Origin of the sequence: Azospirillum cavernae (genome assembly GCF_003590795.1) — a bacterium.
In the GTDB taxonomy this organism is placed as follows: Bacteria; Pseudomonadota; Alphaproteobacteria; order Azospirillales; family Azospirillaceae; genus Azospirillum; species Azospirillum cavernae.
The window spans coordinates 190,249-205,281 of the sequence record NZ_QYUL01000002.1 but is presented as its reverse complement, the minus strand read 5'-3'; the positions used below and the strand labels follow the sequence as shown (position 1 = coordinate 205,281).

The window sequence follows — 15,033 nt, the reverse complement described above, 5'->3', positions numbered from 1 at the left end:
CCCCTGTGAAAGCCCCCCTTGTGAAAGCCTCATCGTGAGCGACAAGGCCACCACGCAAGACAACGCCTCGCTGTCGGTCAGCACGCCGCTGGGCAAGGACGCGCTGATCCTGACGGAGTTCAGCGGCAGCGAGTATGTCTCCGACCTGTTCGACTTCACGCTGGTCATGCAGTCGTCCAGCGGCGCGCAGGATTTGGATCTGTCCAAGCTGGTCGGCGCGCATCTGACGGTGACGCTGGTCGATGGGGCGGGGGCGAAGCGGATCATAGACGGGCTGTGCGTCCGCGTGGTGCAGACGGCGACCTCCTACGTCGCCGAATTGCGCCCCTGGCTGTGGATGTTGAGGCTGAGCAGCGACAACTGCATTTACCAGACGATGACCGCCGTCGAGATCATCAAAAAAGTGTTCACGACGCTGGGTTACAGCGACGTCAAGGATTCGACGACCGCCACCTACACCAAACGCGATTACTGCGTGCAGTATGGCGAGACCTGCCTGAACTTCGTCTCGCGGCTGATGGAGGAAGAGGGCATCTGCTATTTCTTCACCCACGCGGCGGGAACCCACACCTTGGTGTTGGCCGATGATTCCTCCGCCTTCACGGCGGTGGCGGGGGTGTCGCCGGTGCCGTACATGGCGCTGCCGGGCGGCAAGGATTGGGTGGACGGGGCGCATGTGACCAGTTGCTCGTTGGAGCAGGCCGTCACCAGCGGCGCTTATCAGGCCGACGATTACAACTTCATCACGCCCGCGACCGAGTTGAAGGCCAGCGTCACCGGAAAGTCCGGCGCGCCGCAAATCTATGATTATCCGGGCAATTACACCAGCAAGGGGCAGGGCGACGGCTTCGCCAGCGTCCGCTTGGCCGCCTTGCAGGCCGACGCCAAGCGGCTGAGCGGGGCCAGCGTCGTGCGCGGCTTCACGGCGGGGCAGAAATTCACCCTGTCCGGCCACCCGCGCGCCGATCTGAACGCCGAGTGGGTGTTGCACGCGGTCCAGCACCGCGCGACCTACCGGGAGTATGACAACCGCTTTTCCGCGCTGCCCTCGGCCACCGTTTACCGCCCTCCGCGCCGGGCCGTCGCGCCGCGCATCGCCGGAACCCAGCCCGCCATCGTTGTCGGCAAATCGGGCAAGGAGATCTACACCGACCAGTATGGCCGGGTGAAGGTTCAGTTCTATTGGGACCAGTTGGGCAAGAACGACGAAAACAGCTCCTGCTGGGTGCGGGTGGCGCAGGGCTGGGCGGGCAAGGGCTGGGGCAGCTTCTTCCTGCCGCGCGTCGGCATGGAGGTGATCGTCAGCTTCCTCGACGGCAATCCCGACCAACCGATCATCACCGGCTGCGTCTACAACGGCACCAACACCACGCCCTACACCCTGACCGACGATCAGACCAAAAGCACGATCAAGTCCAACAGCTCCGAAGGCGGCAAGGGCTTCAACGAAATCCGCTTTGAAGACAAGGCGGATTCGGAGGAGATCTACGTCCAGGCGCAAAAGGACATGACCGTCCTCATCAACAACAGCCGCACCACCACGGTGGACGCCGCCGACGACAAACTGACTCTGAACAAGGGCAACCGTTCCGTCACCATCACCAAGGGCAACGACACGCTGACCGTCACCGAAGGCAACCGAACGTCCGCGATTTCCAAGGGCAACGAGACCCATTCGGTCAAAGGCACGCGCGGCGTGACGGTGGAGGGGGCGGAAACCCGCACCAACAAGGACGCCTTCACCCAAAACGTGACCAAGGATTACACCCTGAAGGTCGACGGCGACATCACCATCGAGGCCAGCGGCGCCGTGACCATCAAGGCGGGCAAGGGGCTGACGATGAGTTCGGGGCAGGCGATGAACCTCACCTCCTCCGCCGCGTTGACGGCCAAGGCGACCAGCGACGCGACCTTGCAGGGCATGAACGCCACGGTGAAGGCCGACACCGGCGCGACGCTTCAGGGCGGGGCGACGGTGACGGTGAAGGGCAGCGCCCAGGCCACCATCGACGGCGGCGGCATGACCACGGTCAAGGGCGGGCTGATTCAGTTGAACTGAACCCAACGAACGGACGATGACCCAACTTTCCGACCCCGCCGCTCTTCCAAACGACGAGGCTCCGCCGCCCGGCCTGACCCGCGTGGAAACCCGCGCGGAGGATGGGCGTTTGCTGTCGGTCGCCCATCTCAACGCCGACGGGGCGATGGATGGGCCTTTCATCGCCTACGCCGCTGATGGACGCGTGCAGATGCGGATGGGCTACCGCGCCGGTCAACCGGACGGCCCCGCCACAATCTACCGCGACGGTCGGCTGCAAACCGAACTGACCTACGCCGCCGGTCAGTTGGACGGCGCGTTGCGCGGCTATGATCTGGCCGGTCGGTTGGCCTCCGTCGTGCGCTATGTCCAGGGGCGCAAGCATGGCCTGACCGAGTGTTTTTCGCCCGACGGCGCGCCGCTGGTCAGCATGGCCTATGAGAACGACCGCCAGCACGGCCCGACCACCGAATATTTCCCCGACGGGACGCCGCGTCGCCGCACCCCCTACAAGGATGGGCTGGCCGACGGCGAGTCGCTGGAGTTCCACCCCGGCGGCGCGCCCGCCGAACGCACGCTGTTCCGCGCGGGCGTGGCGGTGGAGGGGCCGACCCGTTTCGAGGATCCGGCGGCTCCGGCCAAGACGTCGCTGTTGGGCCGTTTGTTGGGCAAGTGAGACGAAAGCGGGAGGCGCGCCATGGGCATGCAGGTGGTGATGGGGGCGTTGGTCCAGTGCAGCTTCGGCGTGGCGCCGGGCAGCCTGATGGTTCTGCCCGCCAATTGCGTGATGGCCGGGGGCGTTCCCGCCGCCAACATCATGGATTACAAGCCGATGGTGAACATCCTGCCCTTTGGCATGTGCAACAGCATGGCCAACCCGATGGTCGCGGCGGCGACGGCGGCGGCGCTGGGGGTGTTGACGCCGATGCCCTGCATCCCAATGACGGCGGCCCCCTGGATGCCCGGCATTCCCACGGTGATGATCGGAAAGATGCCAACCCTGGACAATGGCAGCAAATGCCTGTGCAGTTGGGGCGGCTCCATCAGCATCAACATGGCCGGGCAGTTCCAGACGCAAGTGTGAGGCGGCGCTGCGGTTGCGGGGCTGGGTGGTTCCGCTATACTGGGGCGAGTTTCCCATCGCTGGGTTCCGCATGTCCAATCCGCCCAAACGCTTCGCCCCGCCGCCAACGCGCTGGCCCGCCTCTGGGGCTGCCTCCGGGGGCGGCGCGACCGTGCAGCGGATGGCCACCTTCACGCCGCTGCGCGCGGGCAAGAGCGAGCGGGCGAGCGCTGGGGATGAGTTGGTGCGGAGCCAAGGCGACGAGTTTTTGTTGAGCAGCGCCGAACGCAATCTGCGGACCCGGCCCAACGGCACCTACAATTTCGTTCGGGTGCAGGGAAACACTCGCAACGATCAGCACACCTATGTGTCCGCTCGCAGCGGTCACGCCGGTTTGGCCGCCGGGCGTCCGGTGCTCTACGCCGGGACCATGCGGTTTGACGGCGGCAAGCTCGACTGGTGGAGCAATTATTCCGGCACCTATCAGCCGATGGCCGCCTTCCGCCAGCAGGCGCAATTGCCCGACGAGCGCTTCATCCCCTGGCAGAAGCTCCAGATGGGCGGGGTTGGCTTGCAACGCGGCATGTTCAGCGACCAGCGCGCCTCGGTCGCGCCCGAAAAGCCGCAGGCGACCCGGTTGCAACCGCCTTTGCCTGCGACGGGGGCCGCGTCGGGCGACCGTGGATCGGGAAAAGCCGCCTCAGCGGAACCGGCCCAGGCCGTCAAACCCGTCGCGCCAGCGGTCAGCCCACCGCGCGCCGAGTCGGCGGCGCCCGCATCGTCGTCAATCGCGCCGTCGGTGGCTCCGACGTCCGCCGCCGCCGCGAAGGGGCGATGAATGGCGGCGTTGCGCAGTTCGTTGCCGCTCCTCATCGGGGCCGTGTTGCTGTTCGGTCTTCTGACCTTTCTGTTCGGGATGGTGGTCGGCGCCAATCTGGTGGGAGTTCCAGACGCGCCGCCCATGGCCAAGCCGTCTCTTGCGCTGCCGTCCGTCACCGCGCCGCCGATCCCGGTTTTGCCCCCGGCTCCGACCTTGTCGGCTCCGGCTCCGGCGCCGACGCCCTCGGCCCCGGCTCCCGCCGCCGCTCCCGCGCCACCCCCCCTGCCGCCGCGCCCGCCGCTCCGGCAAACCCCAGCGCCCCCGGCTCCAACGCCCCCAGTTCCAATGCGCCGAGTCCCAGCGGCGAGGCGGTGCCCGCGATCAAGACGGTGAAGGTCAAGGGCTTTGGTTTCGGCGAACCGCCATCCGCCCCGCCCAACTCGGACCTGCGCGGGCCGTTGCTGGAGCAGGCGTCCAACGCGCCGCCCGCCGCGCCCGCCCTTGCGCCCGCCGATTCGGGGCAGGTCGCCGCCGCTGTCCCGCCGCCGCCCGTCGCCGCGCCCGTCAAAGATCCGGCCCCGCCGATGGTCTATTCGGTGGCGGTCGGGCGCTTTCTGATTGAATCCCGCGCCGGGGCCTTGTCCAGCGCTGTGGCGGCCAAGGGCTTCACCCCGGTCGTCGTCGTCGCCGATCCGCCCGACGCGACGGGCTGGCTGACGGTGACGCTGGGGCCGCAAGAGGACGCGACGCACGCAAAACGCTTGGCCAAAGAGGCTGAGGCGCAGGGATTCGACACCTGGATGGTCAGTTGGTTGCCGCCGTGATCGGAGTCTTGCGCGGCGCGCGCAAGGTCATGTCACATTCTGTGTGAATTTACCGCAGCCCTGGCGCCAAGTGTTTCGCATTTTATTAAGATTTCCCGTGTCTTTAGAGACATTGCGTCATCTCGCCAATCTTCGCACCGAAAGGGCAAGGAATGCCTCGGGCCGATCAACTCAAGGTCATCTGCGTCGATGACCAGGACAGCATGCTCCGCCTGCATCGCTACGCGTTTTCGCAATTGGGCGTGCGCAACGTCACCGAATGCACGTCGGCGGTGGCGGCGATCGACGCGGTGCTGACCACCGAATTCGACCTGATGACGCTGGATTGGAACATGCCCGGCACCGATGGCCTGACGCTGTTCAAGATGCTGCGCGGCAACCCGAAAACCGCCAAGCTGCCGATCATCATGGTGACGGGCAACGCCGAGGAAAGCTCGGTCAAGACGGCCATCGCCGCCGGGGTCCGGCTGTTCTTGCGCAAGCCGGTGGCGGTCAAGGATCTGAAGGTTCGGGTCGAAGCGGCCCTTGGCAAACTGACCTGATTTTGGGGGGATGGCGATGAAACCGGCCCTGTCTGTGCCGCTGATCGGCAAGGTTCTGCTGATCCTCACCGTGCTGGCGGTGGTCGTGTTCGTCGGGATTGACCGGATCAACAAGATCCAGGACGACACCGAAAGCGAACTCATCAGCCTGATCGACCATGACGCGGTCGGCATCGTCTGGATGGCGCGGGCGCGGGCGACCGCGATGAACGCCGTCCGTCTGACCTTCGAGACGCTGAGCGAGCCGAGCGGTTTGCGCGCCCGCCAGACCACCGGGCGTTTGAAGGAGGAATCCATCGCCTTCATCACCCAGATGACGGAGGCGGAGCGCAACCTGCCCAGCCTGTCGCGAGAATTGAAGGTGGCGCGCGAGGGGTTTGACCGGCTGGGCCAGCGCATCGACACCTTGGTCGCCGCGAAATTTGCCCTGGCCGCCGGAGCGCCGCCCGACTCGCTGCGCGATCTGGGCCGCGCCGTCACCGCGTCGGTCGAAGAGTTCGACGGCTTGATGACCAGGCTGATCGAACAGGCGCAAGAACAGGCGCGCAACCAGGCCCGCGCGACGTCGGCCAATTCCGACGCGGCCAGCACGCTGGTGGTGCGCATCGTCGGGCTGACGCTGGCCGGGGCCTTCCTGTTCGCCTTCCTGCTGCTGCGCTTGACCGTGGTGCGCCCGCTGCACACGTTGATTGGCACCGCCAAGGCGCTGTTGGGCGGCAACCTTGACCGCCGGGTGCGCGGGCTGGACCGGCGCGACGAGATCGGCGACATTGCCCGCGCCGTCCAGCTTTTGAAGGACACGTTGCGCGGATCGGACGAGTTGGCCCGCCGCACCCAATCCACCGCCGAACAGGTCGCCGCCGCGACCAGCCAGGCGGCGGCGGCGGTCGAGCAGGTGTCCGGCGGCTCCCAACGTCAGATGCAGTCGGTCGAGGCGATCACCAATTCGGTGTCGCGCACCACGGCGATCATCGGCACCATCGCGTCGGTCAGCCTGTCGGCCAAGCATTGCTCGCGCAAGGCGGCGACCCAGCTTGCCGGGGGACTGACCCAGATGACGGCGATGACCGGCGCGGTTCAGGAAATCGCCGTCACCAGCGCCCGCATCAACGCCATCACCCAGAGCATCAGCGAGCTGGCCACCCGCTCCAACATCCTGTCGCTGAACGCCGCCATCGAGGCGGCGCGGGCGGGCGAGCATGGGCGTGGCTTTTCCGTGGTCGCCGAAGAGGTCGGCAATCTGGCCCAGCAAACCGCCGATCTGGCTCAGGAAATCGCCCTTCTGGCCGCCGACAGCGGCGAGCGCATCCAAAACGGCGTCAGCATCGCCACCGACGTTGGCGGGGTGATGAACAGCGTCGCGGGTTCGATCAACGAAACCGACAGCCTGTCCGAAGACATCGCCAAATCGATGGAGGAGCAGGGCGCGGTGCTCCAGCAGATCGAGGCGAGCTTGCAGCGCCTGACCGAAACCGCCAACGCCAACGCCACCGCTTGCGAGGAAATTTCCGCCACCATGGTGGAACTGACCCGGCTGGCCGACAGCACGCGGCGGATGGCCGAATCCGGGCGGCGGCGCAAGGCGTCGGATCCGGCGGCGACCGACGGCGGCGTGGTCATTGATTTGGGCGATGACGAGGCCGACGACGATTCGGACAAGGCGGCGTGATGCCGGGGGCCGTCGCGCCAAGCGTGCTGATCGCCGACGATTCGTCGATGATGCGCAGCCTGTTGTCCCGGCTGTTGGACAGCGACCGCGACGCCGATGGGGCGGCGCGCTGGCAAGTGGTCGGCACGGCGGCGGACGGGCGCGCGGCGATTGAGCAGGCGCGGGAGCTGCGGCCCGATCTGTGTTTGCTGGATTTGGAAATGCCGGTGATGGGCGGCTTGGACGCCTTGCCCGCCATCCGCGCGGTCAGCGACGCGATGGTGGTGGTGGTGTCGTCCATCGCCGGGCCGGGATCGGCGGAACGCCGCGCCTGCCTGATGGCCGGGGCCGCCGCCGTCGTCGCCAAACCGTCGGGCGCGGTCAGCGCCGATCTGGTCGAGGTCAGCGGGCGGGCCATCCTGTCCGCGATGCGGGCGGCGCTGGCCCCGCCCGAGGAGGGCTGATGGCCGCCCTGCCGCCGCTGGATCCGCCGCCCGCGCGCCCTCCCATCGTCGCCTCCTCCTTGGCGCTCGACACCTGCCGTCTGATTGGCGCCAACCCCGCCGGGCCGGTCGGCGCCCGGTTGATCGACGCCTGCGACCATCTGCCACCGGGCGCGGCGCTCGCCAGCGGGGTGGAACGCGACGCGCTGGTCGCCCGGCTGATCGACGGCGCGACCAACCGGGAAACCTATTTTTTCCGCGACCGCCGCCAACTGGCGCTGATGGGATCCCTGCTGTGCGACGCCAGCGCTCCGGCCCGGTCCGACGCGACGCTGGCCCTGTGGTCGGCGGGTTGCGCCACCGGGGAGGAGGCCTATTCGCTGGCGATCACGCTGCGCCGTCTGGGCCAGAATGTCAGCGTGCTGGGCACCGACATTTCCCGTTCGGCGCTGGCGGTGGCGCGCGAGGGGCTGTACCGCACCGGCCCGATGTCGCCCTGCCGTCAGGTGGGGGCGGAGGACGAGGCCGATTTGCCGCTGACCGAGGATGGCCGCCGCCGCGTCGCCGACCCGATCCGCGCCGTGGTCCGCTTCGCCGAGCACAACATCCTCAAAATGCCGCCCGCGCCGTTGTTTTTCGACGCGGTGGCTTGCCGCAACGTGTTGATCTATATGGATGACGCCGCGCGCCAAGCGGCCTTCGCCGCGTTGGGCGCGGCGGTGCGTCCCGGTGGGTTGCTGCTGCTGGGGCCGGGGGACAGCGCGCCGCCCGCCGACCCGCAGCAGTTCGGCTTTCAACCCCTGTTCCGCAACGGAACCGGGCTGTTCGTCAAGGGGAACGCCGATGACCGCCCGGCAGGCCGCTGACATGGTCGCTGACATCGCCGCAACCACGCAAGACGGCGCCGCCCTGACCCCGGTTTTGGTGTTTGATCGGCGCGGGCAGACCTATTGCTGTCCGACCGCCGACGTGTTGGAGATCGTCGAGGAGCCGATTCTCGACCAACCCGGCTATCCGACGCCGCTGGTGGCGGCGGTGCTGCTGCACAATGGCTGTTTCATCCCGGTGGTCGATCCCGCCAATCTGTTCGATCAACCGCCGGAGCGTCGGGGCGACGTGATTTTGCTGCATGGTCCGGCGGGAACCGTCGGTCTGCTGGCCGACAGCGTTCTGGGATTCCGCAACCCGACGGCGTTCGGGTCGGCGCCCTGGATTCCGCCGGGTCGGATATGCCGCTCCGCCGCCGTGATCGAAGGGATCGGGCGGGCCTTCGTGCTGGGCGCCGATGGGATCGGCGATGTGCCGTCGGCCCCGGTCGCGCCGACTTCCGCCGCGAGCGGCGGGCCGTCCAACAGTGTGGCGGCCGAGGCGAACGACGCGTCTGTCGGGCCGATGCATCTGATTTTCACCATCGCCGGTCGCTCTTTCGCCGCCAGCTACGCCGACGTCCGCCGCATTCTCTACCGCCAGCGCCTGTTCCGGGTGCCGGGCGCGCAGGGGCGCATCCGCTGCGCGGTCGAGGTGATCGGCGCGGTGGTTCCCGTGCTGGATCTGGCGGAGCCGGAGATTTTGCCCGAACGCGCCGATTTCGTCGTTTTGTCGTCGTCGGTCGGGTCGTTGGCCTTGCGGGTGGACGAAATCCTCCGCCCACTGCCGTTGCGCCGGGATGTGACGGAGCCGGAATGGTTCCCGTCGCCCGGCGTTGATGGAATCGGTCGCCGCGACGATCACGCCTATTCCGTCATCACCGGCGAGGCTCTGTTGCGTGATCTGGTCAACGCCGACGCGGCGCAACGGGCGGGGGCCTGATGCTGACGCTGCCGAATCCGAAAGCCTTGCGCGTTCTCATCATCGACGATTCCGCCTTCATGCGGGCCTCGCTGCGCCACATCGTCGGCCACACGCCGGGTTTCACCGTGGTGGGCGAGGCCAATGACGGCTTGGCCGGGGTCGAGGCGATCCGCAACCTGCGGCCCGACGTGGTGACGCTGGATCTCGACATGCCGGGCCTGGACGGCATCGGCGTGTTGAAGCGGGTGCGCCCGCCGCGCGGCGGCGCGCCGGTGGTCATCATGGTCAGCGCCTTCACCACCCAAGGCGCGGCCTTGACCCTGTCGGCGCTCAGCGCCGGGGCCATTGATTTTGTGCCGAAGGCGTCGGAGCATTTCAAAACCGATCTGGCCCAGGTCGGCGAGCTGCTGCGCAGCAAGCTGGCGGTAGCCGCCGCCATTCTGACCGGACGCGACAGCCCGCCGCCCAAGCCGCGCCCGGCGGAGCCGTTGGCCCCGGCGGTTGACAGGTCGGCGGAGCGCTCGTGCGCGCCTGTGTCGTCGCCGGTTGGCGAGGGCAGGGCCGCCGCCCCGTCGCCGACAGCGGCGCCCCCGCTGCGCAGCGTCACCATGGTTGGCGCGCCCGATTTGGTGGTGGTCGCGGCCTCGACCGGCGGGCCGCAGACCTTGCCGGATTTTCTGCGTCCAATCTGCCCCTATTCCGCCCCCATCGTCATCGCCCAACACATTCCGGCGGTGTTCAGCCGCAGCTTGGCCGATTCGCTGGCCTCGACCCTGGGAGTCGCGGTGGTCGAGGCGGAGGACGGGAAGGAGTTGACCGCCAACACCGTCTATCTGCTGCCCGGCGGGCGCAACGGCGAGGTGGCGCGTGTGCGCCCCAACGTCTTCGCCCTGCGGCTGCTGGACGGCGGCAGCGCGGTCTACCGCCCGAACGCCGACATTCTGTTCCGCTCCGCCGCCTTGACGGCGCGGCGTCCGGTGGGGGTGATCCTGACCGGGATGGGCAGCGACGGTTGCGACGGCGCCCGCGCGCTGGCCCAGCGCGGCGCGCCGGTGCTGGTGCAGGATCCGGCCACCGCCGTGATCTGGGGAATGCCGCGTTCGGCCATCGAGGCCGGGCTGGCGAGCGAGGTGGCCGAACCGGCGGCGCTTGGCCGACGGTTGGCCGCCATGGCGGGGAGAGAGGGATGAGCGACCTGGACGATCCCATCGAGGAATTCTGGTCGCTGTTCGGCGCGGAACTCGACGAGTATCTCGCCGCCATCGAAAGCATTTTGGCCGCCAGCCCGGTTGATCCGGCGCGGGTGGACGAGCTGTTCCGCGCCTTCCATTCGGTCAAGGGCGGTTCGGCGGCGCTGGCGCTGCGCTGCATCGAAACGGTGGCGCACGCGGCGGAAGACGTGCTGCATCTGGTCCGCGCGGGCAAGACGACGCTCAGCACCGATCTGGTCAGCGCCTTGCTGGAGGCGGTGGACGAGATGCGCCGCCTGCAAGACACCGCCATGGCGACGCGCACCGACCAGCCGGTGAACGGCGCCATCGTCGCCCGGCTGAAAACCCATTTGACCGGCGGCGCGCCCGCCGCCGCGCCGGTCGCTCCGGTCGCCGCCCCGGTTGCGCCGGTTGCATCGGCCCCGTCTCCCGTCCCGAACGCGGTCGCCGCCCCGGAACGCCCGCCCGCCGCTCCGGCGTTGACGGTTGATCCGTCGGTGTTGGAAGCGATTCAGGACGCGGTGCTGGGCCTGATCGGCGCGATTGACGCCGAGGATCCGGGCGACGCGGCGCTGGCGCTGGCCGAGGCGGCGGAACCCGCCGAATTGCACGGAATCGTCGGCGCCGCGTTGCGGATCGCCGGTGGGGCCGCCGGGCGCTGGGGCTGGTTGGATTTGGTGCTGCGGCTGCGCGGGGTGGAAAGCGCCAGCGGGCAGAGCGTCGGGGCCTTCGCCCTGTCGGCGGCGCTGGAGGGGTTGTTCGCCGACCTGCTGCTGGAGCATGCGGGCGCGCTGAAATCCACCCCCGAAAACCCCGCCGTCTGGCTGCACGCCGCCCGCCTGTTCGTCGGGTTGGAGGTCGAGGCCGGGGCGGAGCTGGCCGATCTGATCGCCGCCCGCCTGTTGCGCGGGGAAGAGACGCCGGACGTCGATGATCTGGCCGATCTCTGCGCCTTGACCGGCATTTCGGTCAGTTCCGGCATGGAGATTCCGCGCGACGAGATCACCGCGCTGCGCGACCGCTGGCTGGGGACCGAGGGGGTGGTCGCCGAAGACGCCCCGGTGGCCTTGCCGGTGGAGCACGCCCACGCATGGCCCGCCGACATCCTGATGCGGATGGCGGTGGCCGAGACCGACGGCGGCGCGCTGCTGCTGGTTCTGCTGGATCTGGAGCATGATCCGGCGGTTGCCGAGGCCGTGAGCGAACGGTTGCGGCAGGAGCGCTGCCTGTACAACCGCTCGCGCCTGGATCTGCGCGGCGGCATGTTTGAGTATGTGGTGGCGGTGCGTGGCGACCCCACAGGCTTCGCCCGCGAATTGGCGGAGCTGGATCCGGGCCGCGCCTGTGTGCGCTCCATCCGCGTCACCGACGCCAGCGCCACGCCGGGGGCTGAGATTGGTGGAGCGACGCCCGGCCCGGCCCCCGTTCTCCTTCCGGCGCTGGCCGCGACCGCCACCGCGCCGTCGGTTCCAAATCCGCCTACGTCCTCGCCCGCCGCTCCGGTCGCCGCCCAAATGGCCGCGCCATCCGTCGCCGCACCTGCAACCACGCCCGCCGCCGCGCCGCGTCCCGCCGACGCGATGGTTCGGGTGCCGAGCGCCGCCATCGACGGCTTCATGGACGTGATCGGCGAATTGCGGCTTGGCCTGACCGCCCTGTCTCTCAGTTTGGGGGAGGAGGGCGCGCGCCCGACCAACCCGGCGGCCCGCGCGACCTACGACGAGATGCGGCGCCTCGACCGCGCGGTGCGGCAATTGTACGAGGGGGCCATCGCCCTGCGCGTGGTGCCCATCGGCACGCTGTTCACCCGCCTGCTGCGCCCGATCCGCGACACCGCCGTGTTGGTCGGCAAGGAGGTCGCCTTGACCACGGCGGGCGAAGACGTCCAGGTTGACAAGGCGATGATCGAGATGCTGGTCGATCCCTTGACCCACATTGTCCGCAACAGCGTCGATCACGGCATCGAATCGCCCGAACGGCGGGCGGCGGCGGGGAAACCGGCGCAAGGCTCCATCCGCATCCGCGCCCGGCAAACCGCCAGCCTCGCCATTGTCGAGGTGGAGGATGACGGCGGCGGCATCGACGTGGCTCGCGTCCGCGACAAGGCGGTGTCGAAGGGGTTGATCGGCGCGGCGGAGGCGGCGTCCCTGCCCGACGGCGAGGCGCTGAACCTGATCCTGCTGCCGGGCTTTTCCACCCGTGACGAGGTGACGGCGACCTCCGGGCGCGGCGTCGGCATGGACATCGTGCTGACGGCGATCAAGAAGCTGGGCGGCCATCTGGCCATCGACAGCCGCCCTGGCCTTGGCACCCGCATGACCATCGAATTTCCGGTGTCCGCCGCCATGCAGCGGGTTCTGACCGCCGAGGTCGCCGGGCAGATGGTGGCCATCCATGAACGCTCGGTGCGCGAGGTGGTGGAGGTGACGCCGGACCGGCTGCGCCGGATCGGACGGCGGCTCAGCCTGTCCTTGCGCGGGCGTTTCCTGCCGGTGGTCGATCTGGGCGCGCTGTTGGGGTTGCGCGCGCCGTCCGCCGACGCGCCGACCGTTCGCCGCACCGTGGTGGTGGCCGATGACGGCGACGCGCAGATCGGGCTGATGATCGACCGGCTGGCGGTGCGGCGCGAGGTGTTCTTCAAACGCCTGCACCCGTTGATCGAAGGAAACGCGTTGATCGCCGGAGCGGCGGTGATCGGCGCGGGCAGCGTCATGTTCGCGCTCGACACCCCGGCCCTGTTCGCCCGCGCGGTGGATTGGCTGGAACCGCCCCCTCACGCCAACCCGGACCGCCGCAGCGGTGAAAGGGAGGACCCATGCTCCGCCGTTTGAGCATCGCGACCCGCCTTGGGTTGGCCGCCTGCTTGTTTCTGATTCCCATCGGCTATGGCCTGTGGAGTCAGAATGAGTCCAAAAGCGTGTTGATCGCGCAAGCCCGCTGGGAAGCCGACGGGGCGGCGTATCTGCGCGGCATCGACAAGGTGCACGCGGCGATCAGCCGGTCGTTGGTGCTGCGGGAGCGGCTTGACAGCGGCGGCTTGGCCCAAAGCCTGGTGGAGTTGCGGGAGCGTTACGGCGCCATTCTGGGCGCCGACGATCTGTCTTTGGAGGTCGAGGCGCTGGTCCGCGCCAAGGACCGCAGCCCGATGAAGGTCGAGGCGCGGCGGGCCTTGCGCAAATTGGCGCAATTGGTCGCCAACCATTCCGGCATTCCGCTGGATCCGGAAATGGCCTCCTTCTATCTGGGGGACGTGTTTGTTTTGCGTCTGGCTGATTTGCGGGAGTTGTTGATCGAACTGCGCGGCGGGGAAAACGCCGACATTCAGGACAAGGAGTCGGCGCGCGGGAAAATCGAGCTGCTCAGCGGTCGGATCGAGAGCCTGTTGCAAGACATTGAGGAGGCGATCGCGTCGGCCACCGGGCCGCAGGGCAACCCGGCGATGGCGGACACGCTGAACGAAACCTTCCAGCCCTTCGGCCTGATGATGGGCCACGCCATGACCATGCTGGACAATGGAGACAGCAAGCCGGGGCTGCTCGCCGCGACCTTTGACGCCATCGATCATTTTTACAGCGCCGCCAACAGCCAGTTCATCGATGTGGTGGAGGCGCGGGTCAATCGGCTGAATCGCGAACGCCTGCGCATCGGCGCCATCGCGGGCGGTTTGTCGCTGCTGGCCTTTGCGGTGGTGGTGGCGATTGTCCGGCTGGGCGTGATCCTGCCGTTGCGCCGAATGACGGAGGCGCTGGGCCGTTTGGCCGATGGCGACGTCACCGTCTCGGTGCCGCAAACCCGATTCGACGATGAGGTCGCCGATCTGGGCAAGGCGATGCAGCGCTTCAAAAAGGCGTTGGAGGACACCCGCTCGCTGTCCGACACGGTGGTGCAGGCGACCATGCAGGTGTCCATCGCCACCGGGCAGGCCGCCGCCGCCATCGCCCAGGTGTCGGACGGGGCGCATGGCCAAATGAACTCGGTGGAGCGGCTGCGCCGGTCTTTCCTGGACACGCGCGAGGCGATGACGGCGGTGGCCGCCGTGTCGCGCACCGGGCAGGAGCGTTCACGCGATTCCGCCGATCGGCTGGCGGAGAGTTTGGCCGACATCGGCGCGATGGCCGAAGCGGTCCGCGAAATCGCCGAAATGAGCAACGAAATCAACCGTGTGACCGTCGCCATCAGCAAACTGGCGGCTCATTCCAACATTCTGTCGCTGAACGCCTCGATTGAGGCGTCGCGGGCGGGCGAGCATGGGCGTGGCTTTTCCGTGGTGGCGGGGGCGGTCGGCGCCCTGGCGCAGCAGACCTTGGGGTTGGCGCAAGAGATCGCCAGTCTGGCCCGCCGCAGCCATGAACGGATCGCGCGCGGCCTGGAGGTCGCGGCGGCGGTCGGCCAGCGGATGCAAGAGGTCTCAGCCACCATCGCCGAGACGGACCGCCTGTCGCAGACCATTGTGGATGAGGTGGAGCGCCAGCGCCTGAGCGTGGACGCCATCGAAGAGACGCTGATGGAACTGTCCCACATTTCCCACGCCAACGCGTCGGCCAGCGAAGAGATCGCCGCCACCATGCGCGGTCTGGCGGCCCTGACCGACGACACCCGACAGCGCGCCCAGCAGGTGACGCAGGGCGAGGGGTAAATCCGCTTCGGCGCCCA

At 68.3% G+C, this 15,033-nt stretch carries 14 protein-coding genes; 13 read left to right on the top strand and 1 reads right to left on the bottom strand.

The window, feature by feature from the left end; all coding sequences use genetic code 11:
* The first annotated feature begins 34 nt into the window (after positions 1 to 34).
* The 4 genes from D3877_RS12380 to D3877_RS29405 all read left to right on the top strand — a co-directional run bounded on the left by D3877_RS12380 (position 35) and on the right by D3877_RS29405 (position 3,939).
* Positions 35 to 2,059 carry a type VI secretion system Vgr family protein gene (locus tag D3877_RS12380; RefSeq protein ID WP_158599899.1) on the top strand — a complete coding sequence of 675 codons (2,025 nt, stop codon included), beginning with the start codon at positions 35 to 37 and terminating at the stop codon, positions 2,057 to 2,059.
* 16 nt (positions 2,060 to 2,075) lie between these two features.
* A complete protein-coding gene (locus D3877_RS12375) occupies positions 2,076 to 2,714 on the top strand; it encodes a toxin-antitoxin system YwqK family antitoxin (protein ID WP_119831110.1) in 639 nt (212 codons plus the stop codon).
* Between the two features lie 21 nt (positions 2,715 to 2,735).
* A complete protein-coding gene (locus D3877_RS12370) occupies positions 2,736 to 3,122 on the top strand; it encodes a DUF4280 domain-containing protein (protein ID WP_119831109.1) in 387 nt (128 codons plus the stop codon).
* A 70-nt stretch (positions 3,123 to 3,192) separates the two neighbouring features.
* Positions 3,193 to 3,939 (top strand): hypothetical protein, encoded by a 747-nt coding sequence (locus tag D3877_RS29405; RefSeq protein WP_147395179.1) that lies wholly within the window; start codon positions 3,193 to 3,195, stop codon positions 3,937 to 3,939.
* Between the two features lie 154 nt (positions 3,940 to 4,093).
* Here D3877_RS29405 and D3877_RS30225 read toward each other — a convergent pair whose 3' ends face one another.
* Positions 4,094 to 4,321: a hypothetical protein gene (locus D3877_RS30225; RefSeq protein WP_199720787.1), complete on the bottom strand. Its 228-nt coding sequence runs from the start codon at positions 4,319 to 4,321 to the stop codon at positions 4,094 to 4,096.
* Here D3877_RS30225 and D3877_RS30220 point away from each other — a divergent pair.
* From D3877_RS30220 to D3877_RS12320, 9 genes are all read left to right on the top strand, one after another.
* The gene (locus D3877_RS30220) at positions 4,293 to 4,745 is read left to right on the top strand and encodes an SPOR domain-containing protein (RefSeq protein ID WP_199720786.1); all 453 of its coding nucleotides are present in this window, start codon (positions 4,293 to 4,295) and stop codon (positions 4,743 to 4,745) included. The two genes, D3877_RS30225 and D3877_RS30220, sit on opposite strands and share 29 nt — an antisense overlap.
* A gap of 152 nt (positions 4,746 to 4,897) precedes the next feature.
* Positions 4,898 to 5,287: a response regulator gene (locus tag D3877_RS12355; RefSeq protein WP_119831108.1), complete on the top strand. Its 390-nt coding sequence runs from the start codon at positions 4,898 to 4,900 to the stop codon at positions 5,285 to 5,287.
* Positions 5,288 to 5,297: 10 nt separating this feature from the next.
* A complete protein-coding gene (locus D3877_RS12350; protein ID WP_119831107.1) occupies positions 5,298 to 6,956 on the top strand; it encodes a methyl-accepting chemotaxis protein in 1,659 nt (552 codons plus the stop codon).
* The gene (locus D3877_RS12345) at positions 6,956 to 7,399 is read left to right on the top strand and encodes a response regulator (protein WP_119831106.1); all 444 of its coding nucleotides are present in this window, start codon (positions 6,956 to 6,958) and stop codon (positions 7,397 to 7,399) included. Before D3877_RS12350 ends, D3877_RS12345 begins: the two co-directional genes overlap by 1 nt.
* Positions 7,399 to 8,244, top strand: a complete 846-nt coding sequence (locus tag D3877_RS12340; RefSeq protein ID WP_119831105.1) for a CheR family methyltransferase — start codon at positions 7,399 to 7,401, stop codon at positions 8,242 to 8,244. Before D3877_RS12345 ends, D3877_RS12340 begins: the two co-directional genes overlap by 1 nt.
* Positions 8,222 to 9,187, top strand: coding sequence for a chemotaxis protein CheW (locus D3877_RS12335; RefSeq protein ID WP_158599897.1), 966 nt, complete (start codon positions 8,222 to 8,224; stop codon positions 9,185 to 9,187). Before D3877_RS12340 ends, D3877_RS12335 begins: the two co-directional genes overlap by 23 nt.
* Entirely contained in the window at positions 9,187 to 10,359 is a 1,173-nt protein-coding gene (gene cheB, locus D3877_RS12330) for a chemotaxis-specific protein-glutamate methyltransferase CheB (protein ID WP_119831103.1), read from the top strand. Before D3877_RS12335 ends, cheB begins: the two co-directional genes overlap by 1 nt.
* Complete coding sequence (locus D3877_RS12325) at positions 10,356 to 13,211, top strand: chemotaxis protein CheA (protein WP_119831102.1); 2,856 nt, start codon at positions 10,356 to 10,358, stop codon at positions 13,209 to 13,211. The genes cheB and D3877_RS12325 overlap by 4 nt, the downstream gene beginning before the upstream one ends.
* Positions 13,196 to 15,016 (top strand): methyl-accepting chemotaxis protein, encoded by a 1,821-nt coding sequence (locus D3877_RS12320; RefSeq protein ID WP_119831101.1) that lies wholly within the window; start codon positions 13,196 to 13,198, stop codon positions 15,014 to 15,016. Before D3877_RS12325 ends, D3877_RS12320 begins: the two co-directional genes overlap by 16 nt.
* Positions 15,017 to 15,033 lie beyond the last annotated feature (17 nt).